General features: G+C 29.9%; 9 protein-coding genes and 1 tRNA gene. All 10 read left to right on the forward strand.

Annotated features, from left to right (window positions below; translation table 11 throughout):
* The first annotated feature begins 437 nt into the window (after positions 1 to 437).
* Complete coding sequence (gene spoIIE, locus ABUA17_RS16540) at positions 438 to 2,825, forward strand: stage II sporulation protein E (RefSeq protein ID WP_042402404.1); 2,388 nt, start codon at positions 438 to 440, stop codon at positions 2,823 to 2,825.
* A 144-nt stretch (positions 2,826 to 2,969) separates the two neighbouring features.
* Positions 2,970 to 4,364, forward strand: coding sequence for a tRNA lysidine(34) synthetase TilS (gene tilS, locus ABUA17_RS16545; RefSeq protein WP_042402402.1), 1,395 nt, complete (start codon positions 2,970 to 2,972; stop codon positions 4,362 to 4,364).
* A gap of 5 nt (positions 4,365 to 4,369) precedes the next feature.
* The gene (gene hpt, locus ABUA17_RS16550; RefSeq protein ID WP_042402398.1) at positions 4,370 to 4,909 is read left to right on the forward strand and encodes a hypoxanthine phosphoribosyltransferase; all 540 of its coding nucleotides are present in this window, start codon (positions 4,370 to 4,372) and stop codon (positions 4,907 to 4,909) included.
* 47 nt (positions 4,910 to 4,956) lie between these two features.
* Positions 4,957 to 6,759, forward strand: coding sequence for an ATP-dependent zinc metalloprotease FtsH (gene ftsH / locus ABUA17_RS16555; protein WP_042402395.1), 1,803 nt, complete (start codon positions 4,957 to 4,959; stop codon positions 6,757 to 6,759).
* Between the two features lie 289 nt (positions 6,760 to 7,048).
* On the forward strand, positions 7,049 to 8,719 hold the full coding sequence (locus tag ABUA17_RS16560; protein WP_042402392.1) for a formate--tetrahydrofolate ligase: 1,671 nt from the start codon (positions 7,049 to 7,051) through the stop codon (positions 8,717 to 8,719).
* 131 nt (positions 8,720 to 8,850) lie between these two features.
* Entirely contained in the window at positions 8,851 to 9,630 is a 780-nt protein-coding gene (locus ABUA17_RS16565) for a type III pantothenate kinase (protein WP_042402389.1), read from the forward strand.
* Between the two features lie 4 nt (positions 9,631 to 9,634).
* A complete protein-coding gene (dusB, locus tag ABUA17_RS16570) occupies positions 9,635 to 10,609 on the forward strand; it encodes a tRNA dihydrouridine synthase DusB (RefSeq protein WP_042402386.1) in 975 nt (324 codons plus the stop codon).
* Positions 10,610 to 10,778: 169 nt separating this feature from the next.
* Entirely contained in the window at positions 10,779 to 11,261 is a 483-nt protein-coding gene (gene greA, locus ABUA17_RS16575; RefSeq protein ID WP_042402383.1) for a transcription elongation factor GreA, read from the forward strand.
* 15 nt (positions 11,262 to 11,276) lie between these two features.
* Entirely contained in the window at positions 11,277 to 12,782 is a 1,506-nt protein-coding gene (lysS, locus tag ABUA17_RS16580) for a lysine--tRNA ligase (protein WP_042402380.1), read from the forward strand.
* 275 nt (positions 12,783 to 13,057) lie between these two features.
* Positions 13,058 to 13,132, forward strand: a tRNA-Asn gene (locus tag ABUA17_RS16585).

The raw sequence follows: 13,132 nt of genomic DNA on the forward strand, positions 1-13,132 counted from the left end.
AACAGGCAGACGCACAGGACTTAAAATCCTGCGGTAGCGATACCGTACCGGTTCGATTCCGGTCTTCAGCACCAAAAGAGATACAAAGAAATTTGTATCTCTTTTTTATTATTAAATTTAAATTTTATAAATGATTATGATTATTTAAATTAAAAGTATATTAAATGACATTTGATAATATGCCTAATGAATATAAAAAAATGTTGATTATATGCGACAAAAAATACAATTTAAATAGCAAAATAATTCAAGTAAAAATAGGTCTAAACATTTTTAAAGTGTAAATAAAGAGTGTAAAAAGAAAAAAATAAAATATTGATTGGAAAAAAAAGGATAATTGTCTTACGAATTTAAAATTTCATAAACATTAATTGACATAACTCTAATTATAATAGTGCTATTATTTTAGTAGGATTTTTAAGAGGAGATTGATGGTTATGGATTATGGAGTAGAGGTACCTAGCTATAGAAGGGTAGATAGTAAAAAGCAAACAAAAAAATTGGATTTTGAAAATGGGTTGATAGGATTATTAGTAGTATTAGCTTCAGGAGTTATGATAAGCAGAGTGGGATTTGGTTTTGTTGAAGGCTTATATTTAGCTCCTTTTGGAATAGGGTATTTTTTATCCATGGTGAAAAAAAGTGATTTTAAGAAACTACTTTTAGTTTATTTAGCGGTTAATGTTGGATATCTTATAGGGTATAGTAAAGGTAAAGATATAATAATTTATGTTTCTATATCAACAGCAATATTATTATGTAAAATTATATGTAATACTCTTAATAAAGAATTTAAAAATAGCATAGCTTTTTTGGCTATTGTCGGAGTAACATTAGCGGTGGGGTTGTTTATTGGAGAGCAAAGTTTTGAAATTAATTTAATTTTTTCTTTAACTAAAGCTTTATTAATAATACCAGTATTTTATATGTTGAATTATGGAATTGGTTGTATGCAAGAATTAAACACAAATTACTTTTATTCAACAGAAGAGTTAATAAGTATAGCTATTTTAAGTTGTTTAGTAGTAGCGGGGATAGGAAATTTTGCGATATTAGGAATTGAAATAAGAACTATAATAGCTTTAGCTATGGTGATAACAATTGCTTATGCAGCAGGAAGTAACGTTGGAGCTATATTAGGTGTAACAATGGGAATAATAATAGGAATTGCTAATAATGATTTGCTTATATCAACAACTATGTATTCAATTTGTGGGTTGATTGTAGGTGTATTTAAAGAGACAGGAAAGAGCTTCTCAATATTAGCTTATGTTATATCTATGTTTATGATGGAAGCGTATACGGGTAAAATAAGTATTCAATTTGGTATAGAAGTTTGCCTTGCAGCAGTAATTATGTTTGTTGTTCCGGCAAATGTTATTAAAGAAATATTAAGAGAACTTAGTAATGATGAAAAAAGTAATGTAATAAGTGATGCACAAGTTGAAGGTATTAAATTAGAGTTTGTAGATAGACTAGAAGCATTGAGAGGGTCTTTATCAGCGGTAGCAACATCTATTGAAGATTTATCAGGTAATGAAAAATTACTTATGAAAAATAAAGGAGCTGCTATGATAGAAAGTTTGGCAGATCGAGTTTGTCAAAGCTGTGAAATGAATAGTAAGTGCTGGGGAAGAGAGTTGCATAGTACTTTTTCAGAGTTTGGAGAACTTATGTTAAGCTGTGAAAATAAAAATGTATATTTACCTAAAAAATTAGATTTAAAATGTGTAAAGAGAACTACGTTATTAAAGAGCGCAGAAGATTTATTTTCAACTTATACAGTTAATGAAGCTTTAAAATCTAGATTGATAGAAGGCAGAAAAGTTATAGCTAATCAAATAAATAATATGTCTATAACGGTATCTGGGATTCTTAGTGATTTTAATAGTAATGTAAATAGTTGTTTAGAAATTGATAAAGTCTTAAGAAAGACATTGGCTAAAAATAAAATTAGATACAATAATATTTATTCCTATACTGATAGAAAAGGGCGTTTAAAGATTAAAATAAAAATAGACAGTTATGATGGTGAAAGTTATTGTAGAAAATATATATTGCCTATTATTAGTGAATTTGTAAGAACACCATTAAGTATAGCTCAAGATGGGTGTACTGTTGATCCAGAAACTAATGAATGCTCAATAGTTATGGAAGAAACTTGTAAGTATAATGTTTCTTCATTTGTAGCTTTTAATGTTAAGGATGGAGAGAAATATTCAGGAGATAGTTATAGTTTTGGAAAGAATAAGGTAGGCGAATATGTAACAATATTAAGTGATGGAATGGGCTCAGGACCGGAAGCAGGTTTAGAAAGTGAAGCAGCTATTGAATTAATAGAAAAGTTTAATGAAGGTGGGTTTAGTGAAGCAACTACATTAAATGCAGTAAACTCTATTATGGGAATGAAGTTTAGTGAAGATGAAAAATTTACTACATTAGATATGAATTCAATAGATTTATATACAGGTGAAGCTCAGTTTATAAAAGTTGGAGCAAGTATGAGTTTTATTAAAAGAGGCAGCGAAATCGAAGTTGTTGACAGTACAACTTTGCCTTTTGGAATTGTTGATGATATTGATATTAAGCCTGTTAAGAAGAAAGTTAAAAATGGAGATATAATAGTAACTATTAGTGATGGAGTTATAGATATTGATAAAGATAATGTTGGTGAATATACTTGGATAGTTAATTATTTAAAAGGTGAACAAGTAAATCCGGAAATTTTAGCAAGGGAAATATTAGAACAAGCTAAAAGAAAAAGTAACGGAAGGGTTTTGGATGATATGACAGTAATAGTTTCAAAATTATATTCAACTTATTAATAAAAGTGCTCTTAGGAGCACTTTTATTATCTTGATAATAGATTTAAATTTGAAATAAATGTATAAACTTAAGATATAGAATGTTTACATTGAAATAGGGTAAATGTATTATAGATTTATAAATAAATAAATAGGAGAATATAAGTGTTAGATAAAGTAATAGAATATATAAATGATAATGAACTTATTAAAGCTGAAGATAAAATATTAGTGGCTTTATCAGGAGGACCTGATTCAGTTTGCATGTTACATATATTATATAAGTTAAAAGATATGCTTAATATAGAATTAGGTGCAATACATATAAACCATATGTTAAGGGGGGATGAATCAGATAAAGATGAAAAATATATAGGTAATTTATGTAGTGAATTAGGTATAAATTATTATGTAAAAAGAATAGATATAGAATGTGTAGCTAATGATACTAATGTTTCCTTAGAAGTGGCTGGAAGAAATGAAAGATATAGAGCTTTTGAAGAAATAAGAGAAAAGCATGGATACAATAAAATAGCTGTAGCACATAATGCAAATGATCAAGCAGAAACAGTTCTTATGCGTATGATGCGAGGAACTGGACTTGAAGGATTAACAGGAATAAAGGCAAAAAGAGAAGATGGTATTATAAGGCCTATATTATGCTTAAATAGAAAAGAAATAGAGGATTATTGTGAAGAAAATAAACTTAATCCGAGAATAGACCAAAGTAATCATGAGAGAATTTATAGTAGGAATAGGGTTAGATTAGATATAATTCCATATATGAAAGAACATTTTAATGAGGATATAGTTGAGACTTTAAATAGAATGGTATCATTATTACAAAAAGATAATGAATTTATAGAAGAATATTCCAAAGAATGTTACAATAAATATTGTAAAGTTAAAGCTAAACAGTTAGAAGTATCAAAAAAATTATTTGTAAATGAAATGGAAGCTGTAGTTACTAGAGTTATAATAAAAGCTTTTAAAGAAATTTCTAATTGTCATCAAAATTTCGAGATGAAGCATATATACGAGATTGTTAATTTAGCTAAAAATTCAACAGGAAAGAAAATAAACTTAACTAATAATATAATATGCAAAAACTCATATGGAGATCTTATATTTAAAGTTAATGAAAAAAATATTATTGATGATAAGATCAGCGAAGTGCGAATAAATAAAAATAGTATTTTGAATGATATTGTATTTGAGGAATATAATATTAGTTTTCAAATTATTAATAATAAAAATAAGGTAGAATTTTCTAAAAATAACTTAATAAAGTTATTTGATTATGATAAGATAGAAAAAGAGATTATAATTAGGCATAGAAGAGATGGGGATAAAATTATTCCTTTAGGAATGAAAGGTAATAAAAAACTTAAGGATATTTTTATTGATATGAAGATTCCTAGAGAAAAGAGAGATGAAGTTCCTATTTTATGCTTTGATGAAAAAATTGCCTGGGTTGTTGGATATAAAACTTCTCAAGAGTCAAGAATAACTCAGGATACAAAAAATATATTAAAAATTACGTTTGACAGAAAGGAATAGTGACAATGTTACAAGATATTAAAGAAGTATTATTTAGTGAAGAAGCTATTAATAAGAGAGTGAAGGAATTAGCATCAAGAATTAGTGAAGATTACAAAGGAAAAGAGTTATTAGTGGTAGGAGTTTTAAAAGGTTCTGTAATATTTGCAGCAGAATTAATAAAAAATATAACTATTCCTTGCCAAATTGACTTTATGGCAGTTTCTAGTTATGGAGATTCATCTGAAACTACTGGTGTTGTTAGAATACTTAAAGATTTAGATAGTGAAATCTCAGGAAAACATATAATTATAGTTGAAGACATAGTTGATAGTGGGATTACATTAAATTATTTATCAAATTATTTAAAAAGTAGAAATGCAAGCTCAGTTGAAATTGTATCCTTATTAACTAAGCCATCTAGAAGAAAGGTTGATATAGATTGTAAATATGTTGGTTTTGAAACTCCAGATGAATTTTTAGTAGGATATGGATTAGATTATGCTGAAAAGTATAGAAACTTACCTTTTGTAGGAATATTAAAAAGAGAGGTTTATGAGAAGTAAGTTATTAAAAAACAAAATAAAAAAACTATGAGAAAGGGGGGCCTTGAATGAAGAAATATTCAAGTGCTACTGTATGGATAATAGCTATAATATTATTATTTTTTGCTGCATCATTTCTTTTAAAGGGAGAAAGTAGTTCTGATAGAATAGTATTTAGTGATTTCCAACAAAAGTGGATAAATGACGAAATTGAAAGTATAAGAGTTGATCCTGATAAGATGCTCGTTACTGGACAGACAAGAGATGAAAAGAATTTTACAGTATATGCGCCAGATACAATGGTGGAAATGTTAAATAGTCAATATGCAAAAAATGATATTAAGATAGAATATGCTGCACCATCTAATAATAGTGTATGGCTTACCATAATACCTATGGGGATGATAATATTATTATTTGTAGTGTTTATTTTCTTCTTTACACAACAGTCACAAGGTGGTGGAAGTGGAAAAGGAGTAATGAATTTTGGAAAGAGTAGAGCTAAGATGATGTCTCCAGATGCTAAGAGGGTAACTTTTGATGATGTTGCTGGAGCAGATGAAGAAAAGGCTGAATTAGAAGAAATAGTAGATTTCTTAAAGGCTCCATCTAGATATATTGAAATGGGAGCTAGAATACCAAAAGGTGTTTTACTAGTCGGGCCTCCTGGAACAGGAAAGACTTTATTAGCTAAGGCTATTGCAGGAGAAGCAGGAGTACCATTCTTTAGTATTTCAGGTTCTGATTTTGTTGAAATGTTTGTTGGTGTTGGTGCATCAAGAGTTAGGGATTTATTCGAACAGGCAAAGAAAAATTCACCTGCTTTAATATTTATAGATGAAATTGATGCTGTAGGTAGACAAAGGGGTGCTGGCCTTGGTGGTGGGCATGATGAAAGAGAACAAACTCTTAATCAATTACTAGTTGAAATGGATGGTTTTGGAGCTAATGAAGGTATCATAATGATAGCGGCAACAAATAGACCGGATATTTTAGACCCAGCATTATTAAGACCAGGTAGATTTGATAGACAAATAGTTGTTCAAAGACCAGATAGAAAAGGTAGAGAAGCAGTTTTAAAGGTTCATACACATAAAAAGCCTTTAGCTGTTGACGTAGATTTAGAGGTACTAGCAAAGAGAACACCAGGATTTAGTGGTGCTGATTTAGAAAACCTAGCTAATGAAGCTGCTCTTTTAGCTGTAAGAAAAAGTAAAAAAGCTATTGGAATGGATGAATTTGAAGAAGCAATAACTAGAGTTATTGCAGGACCTGAAAAGAAGAGTAGAGCTATTAGTGAACATGATAGAAAGCTTACAGCTTACCATGAAGCAGGCCATGCGGTTGTAATGAAGTGCTTAAAACATTCAGACCCAGTACATGAAATAAGTATTATACCAAGAGGTATGGCTGGTGGATATACTATGCATTTACCAACTGAAGATAGAGCATATACTTCTAAAGAAAAGTTACAAGATGAAATGGTAGGACTTTTAGGTGGTAGAGTTGCTGAAAAGTTAATACTAGGTGATATAAGCACAGGTGCTAAGAATGATATTGATAGAGCAAGCTCAATAGCAAGAGCTATGGTTATGGAATATGGAATGAGCGATGAAATTGGAACTATTTCTTATGGTTCTGATAATAATGAAGTATTCTTAGGCAGAGATCTTGGAAGAGGAAGAAACTTTAGTGAGGAAATTGGTGCAGAAATAGATAAAGAAGTTAAGAAATTTATTGAAGTAGCATATGCTAGAGCAGAAGATTTACTTAAGACTAATATCAATAAGCTTCATGCAGTAGCCAATGAATTACTTGATAAAGAAAAGATAGATGGAAAAGAATTTGAAATGATATTTGACGCAAACTAAAAGTAGCCTTAGGGCTACTTTTTTTAGTGGTAAGTTCTAAGTGTGACGAATAAACCTTAATTAGTTTGAAAAGAAAAAAGACATATTTTAAATGTTAGAAAAATTTCAAGCAAAGTTATTTTCATTTGTTTATTAATTTTTTTTATTAAAAAGATATTTTACAATAAAATCAAAACACGAATGATTTTTAGGGAAATAATAAAAATGTTCGAATTATGTTTAAAAAAGGAATTTATAATGATATAATTAAGTATACTAAAAATTTGAAGATGTTAGGGAGGTTTATAATATGAAAAGTGATATTCAAATAGCTCAAGAAGCAAAAATGGAGCCTATAGTTAAGATTGCGGAAAAACTAAATTTAGGTGAGGATGATATAGAGCTTTATGGAAAGTATAAATGTAAGATTTCTTTAGATGTATTAAATAAAAATAAAGATAAAAAAGATGGGAAATTAGTTCTTGTAACAGCGATAAATCCAACTCCAGCTGGAGAAGGGAAATCAACAGTTACAGTAGGATTAGGGCAGGCATTATGTAAAACTGGGAAGAAAGCAGTTATAGCATTGAGAGAGCCTTCATTAGGACCAGTTTTTGGAGTTAAAGGAGGGGCAGCAGGTGGTGGATATGCACAAGTAGTACCTATGGAAGATATAAATCTACATTTTACTGGAGATATGCATGCAATTACAACAGCAAATAATTTACTATGTGCCGCTATAGATAATCATATTCATCAAGGAAATACTTTAAGAATTGATTCAAGAAGAATTATATTTAAAAGAGTTATGGATATGAATGATAGAGCGTTAAGAAATATAGTAGTAGGAATGGGTGGAAAAATAAATGGCTTCCTAAGAGAAGATGGATTTATGATAACAGTTGCTTCTGAAATAATGGCTATTCTTTGCTTAGCTACTAGCTTAAGCGATCTTAAAGAAAGAATGGGTAATATATTAATAGCATATGATTTAGATGGAAATCCAGTTTATGCAAAACAATTGGATGTTCAAGGGGCAATGGCTCTTTTAATGAAAGATGCTGTTAAACCTAATTTAGTTCAAACTTTAGAAAATACTCCAGCAATAATTCACGGAGGACCATTTGCAAATATTGCACATGGATGTAACTCAATACTTGCTACAAAAATGGCACTTAAATTAGGTGATGTAGTAGTTACAGAAGGTGGTTTTGGAGCTGACTTAGGCGCAGAAAAATTCTTAGATATTAAATGTAGATATGGTGGATTAACACCAAATTGTGTAGTAGTTGTTGCTACTATGAGAGCTTTAAAACATCATGGAGGTGTTAAAAAAGAAGATTTAAATACTCCAAATGTTGAAGCACTAGCTAAAGGAATAGTTAACTTAGAAAAGCAAATAGAAAATATGCAAAAATATAATATTCCAGTAGTAGTAGCTATAAATAAATTCTTAACTGATTCTGATGAAGAAATTGAATATATAAAGAATTTCTGTGATAAATTAGGCGTTAAGGTTGCTTTAAGTGATGTTTGGGCTAAAGGTGGAGAAGGTGGATTAGAATTAGCTAATATAGTTAATGATATATTAGAAAATAAAGAATCTAACTTCAAAGTTTTATATGATGAAAAGAGCAGTATTAAAGAAAAAATATTAACTATTGCCAGGGAAATTTATGGGGCAAAAGATGTAAGATATACTCCAGCAGCAAATAAGCAAATTGCAGAGTTAGAAAAATTTGAATTAGATAAACTACCTATTTGTATGGCAAAGACACAATATTCATTATCTGATAATCCAGCATTATTAGGTAGACCAGAAGGGTTTGATATTACTGTTAAGGAAGTTAGAGTTTCAAATGGAGCTGGATTTATAGTAGCATTAACTGGTGATATTATGACAATGCCTGGTTTACCAAAGGTACCAGCAGCAAATAGAATGGATATTTTAGAAAATGGTGAAATTGTAGGATTGTTCTAAAAATAAAAATTTACAACACTTGACAAATAACATGTAATTGTTAAAATTAAAGTATTAGTTTAAATTACTGTTTATAGTACAATAAAAGCAGCTTTAGGGCTGCTTTAATTATGTTAAGGTGGTGCGCGTTTATGATTCTACTGGTAGATGTGGGGAATACCAACATAGTTATAGGAGTATGCAAAGATAACGAGTATATAGCTGGTTGGAGAATTTCTACTGATTCTAAAAAAACTTCAGATGAGTATGGTATTCAAATGATACAATTATTCCATCAAAGTGATTTAAATCCAAAAGAAGTAAAAGGAATAATAATTTCTTCGGTTGTACCTAATATAATGCATTCCTTAGAGAATATGGTTAAGAAGAGTTTTAATATAAATCCTATAATTGTTGGCCCAGGTGTAAAGACTGGAATAAATATTAAATATGATAATCCTAAGGAAGTTGGAGCGGATAGAATTGTAAATGCAGTAGCTGCTCATGAAATATATAGAAGAGATGTAATTATAATTGATTTTGGAACTGCAACTACATATTGTGCAGTTACTGAAGACGGAAATTATTTAGGTGGATGTATTTGTCCGGGGGTAAGAATTTCTTCAGATGCATTGTTTGAAAGAGCGGCAAAGTTACCTAGAGTGGAGTTAGAATTACCAAAGAATATAATATGTAAGAATACTGTTTCAAGTATGCAAGCTGGTATATTATATGGATATATAGGGCAAGTAGAATATATAGTTAGCAAGACTAAAAAAGAGATGGTTGCAATGGGATATGAAAACCCATATGTAATTGCAACAGGAGGCTTAGCTAATTTAATAGCTAAATCAACAAATGTAATAGATAAGGTTGATTCAAGCTTAACATTAGAGGGGTTAAGAATAATTTACGATAAAAATAAGGAGTAAACAAATGAAAATAGGAAACCTTAATTTTGAAAAAAGTGTTTTCTTAGCACCTATGGCAGGAGTAACGGATATTTCATTTAGAGGATTATGCAAGGAAATGGGATGTGGATTAGTATACACGGAAATGGTAAGTGCAAAAGCATTATATTATGGAAGTGAGAATACTAAAACTTTATTAAGAATTGCAGATGAAGAAAAGCCAGTAGCAGCTCAAATTTTTGGAAATGATCCTAAGATAATGGCAGAAGTTGTACAAAGCCATTTTAATAATATAGATGATATATGTATTTTGGATATAAATATGGGATGTCCTGCACCTAAGATAACTAAAAATGGAGAAGGTTCAGCTTTAATGCTAAATCCTAAGTTAGCTGGAGAGATAGTAAGTGAAATTAAAAAAGTTTCAAAGAAACCTGTTACTGTTAAGTTTAGAAAAGGATATGATGAGCATAATATTAATGCTGTTGAATTTGCAAAAGTAATGGAATATTCAGGAGCAGATGCAATTGCTGTTCATGGAAGAACTAAAAAACAAATGTATGAAGGAAAAGCTGACTGGGATATAATAAGTAAGGTGAAAAAAGCAGTATCTATACCTGTTATAGGTAATGGAGATGTATTTACACCTGAAGATGCATTAAGAATGAAAGAAATAACTCAGTGTGATGCTATAATGATTGCAAGGGGAAGTATGGGAAATCCATGGATATTTAATCAAATAGAACGAGTATTAAATGGCCAAGAAATTTTACCTGTTACAGCAGAAGAAAAAATAAATATGTGTTTAAGACATTATGAATTAGCTATTAAATATGATGGCGAATTTAAGGCTGTAAAAGAAATGAGAAAGCATGCTTCGTGGTATCTAAAAGGATTACCGAAAAGTAGTGAATTAAGGAATATAGTAAATACGTTATCAACAAGTGCAGAAGTATTTAATATATTGCAAGAATATAAAAATGAATTAAAAAATATTTAGCTATATATATTATATAGAGAAATATTGTAAAAATGATGCATTGAAAATAGTCAGCTATTTTATTGACAGATGAAATAGCCTGATTTATAATATTTAAAATGATTTTAAGATTACTAAACTTGCCTATTTATAAGTTGAATACGGTTAAGTTTTGAAGGGGAGAAAGATTATGAGTCAAGCAAAAAAATTTATAATGACTTACGAAGGTGTAAAAAAACTTGAAGAGGAATTAGAATACTTAAAAACTGTTAAAAGAAAAGAAATTACTGAAAAGATAAAAGTAGCTTTAGGATATGGAGACTTAAGTGAAAATTCTGAGTATGATGAAGCTAAAAACGACCAAGCGTTTACTGAAGGTAGAATTATTCAATTAGAAAATATGTTAAAAAATGCAGTTGTTGTTGATGAGAGCGAAATACCAAAGGATAAGGTTTCAGTAGGATCTATAGTAAAGGTTATGGATTACGAGTTTGATGAAGAAGTTGAATATACAATTGTTGGTTCAGCAGAAGCAGATCCAATGAATTTTAAAATATCAAATGAATCACCAGTGGGTAGTGCATTATTAGGGAAAAAGGTTGGAGATGTAGTAGAAGTTGCAGTTCCAAGCGGAGTAAGTAAGTTTGAAGTCTTAGAAATAAGAAGAGACTAATTGGAGGTATAGTGAATGTCAACTGAAGAAATGAACATGCAAGAACTAGAATCACAATTCAATGAACAAGAAAGATTAAGAAGAGAGAAACTAGTTCAATTACAAGAAGCAGGGAAAGATCCTTTCGATGTATACAAAGTAAATAGAACTCATAGTTCACAACAAGTTAAAGATAATTATGAGGAATTAGAAGGTAAAGATGTTACAGTTGCTGGTAGAATTATGTCTAAGAGAGGACAAGGAAAAGTTGTTTTCTCTGATATCTACGACAGAGATGGTAAAATCCAATTATTTATAAAGATTGATGAAGTTGGAGAAGAAGCATTAAAGCAATATAAATCTAATGATTTAGGAGATTGGGTTGCTTGTACTGGAGAAGTCTTTAAGACTAAAACAGGTGAAATATCTATTAAAGCTAAAGAAATAGAATTAATATGTAAATCATTAAAACCACTTCCAGAAAAATGGCATGGATTAAAAGATCCAGATTTAAGATATAGACAAAGAGAAGTAGATATTATAACAAATCCAGAAGTTAAGTCTACTTTTATGAAGAGAAGTCAAATTATAAAAGGAATAAGAGAATTCTTAGATAATAGAGGATTCTTAGAAGTTGAAACACCAATGCTTGCAACAATAGCTGGTGGAGCTTCTGCTAGACCTTTCATAACTCACCATAATACATTAGATTTAGATATGTTCTTAAGAATAGCTCCAGAGCTATACTTAAAGAGATGTATTGTTGCTGGTTTTGAAAAAGTTTATGAATTAGGAAGAACTTTTAGAAATGAAGGTATGTCAGTAAGACATAATCCTGAGTTTACTATGATTGAATTATATCAAGCTTTTGCTGATTATAATGATATGATGGAATTAACTGAAAATATGGTTGCAGAAGTGTGCAAGAAAGTTAATGGAACAACAAAGGTTACTTACCAAGGAACTGAAATAGACTTTATGCCACCATGGAGAAGAATCACTATGGTTGATGCTGTTAAGGAATATGCTGGAGTTGATTTTGCTACAATTAAATCAGATGAAGAAGCTCAAGCTATTGCTAAAGAAAAACATTTAGAATTCCCAAAACCATTAAATACTGTAACTAAAGGTGAAGTATTAAATATGTTATATGAGGAATTCTGTGAAGAACATATGATACAACCAACATTTATCATAGATTATCCTGTAGAGATTTCACCTCTTACAAAGAAAAAGAGAGGAAATGAAATGTTCACTGAAAGATTTGAAGGATTCGTATTTGGTAGAGAGTTATGTAATGCATACTCTGAATTAAATGACCCAATCGTTCAAAGAGAAAGATTTGCGCAACAAGAAAAAGAAAGAGAACTTGGTGATGATGAAGCTTACATGATCGATGAAGAATTCATGAGCGCATTAGAAACAGGTATGCCACCAACAGGTGGACTTGGAATAGGAATAGATAGATTAATAATGTTCTTAACTGATTCAGCATCAATAAGAGACGTTATACTATTCCCAACAATGAAACCAATAAACTAATAAAAAACCACCGGAAGGTGGTTTTTTTGTTACAAGAGATAAAGTGAAGAATGAATTAAGTATATGATGAAGCTTGAATATTATATTTTAAAATATTCAAATTCACTCCATATTTAATTTATCACTTGTAACTTACTAATTTTTAGTTTGCTGACTTTATTAATAAAAGCAAGGTTAATTAGATAAAAATAAGGATTAGAATAAAAAAATAAAAAAATAGAAAAAAAGTGTTGCATTTTATAAGAAAGCTGATATAATAAATTATGCAATGACATTCCGCGATAGCTCAATGGTGGAGCACTCGGCTGTTAACCGATAGGCTGGAGGTTCGAGTCCTCTTCGCGGAGCCA

Source organism: Clostridium sp. RTP31139st1_H3_RTP31139_211217 (assembly GCF_040227035.1).
Classification (GTDB): Bacteria; Bacillota; Clostridia; order Clostridiales; family Clostridiaceae; genus Clostridium; species Clostridium saudiense.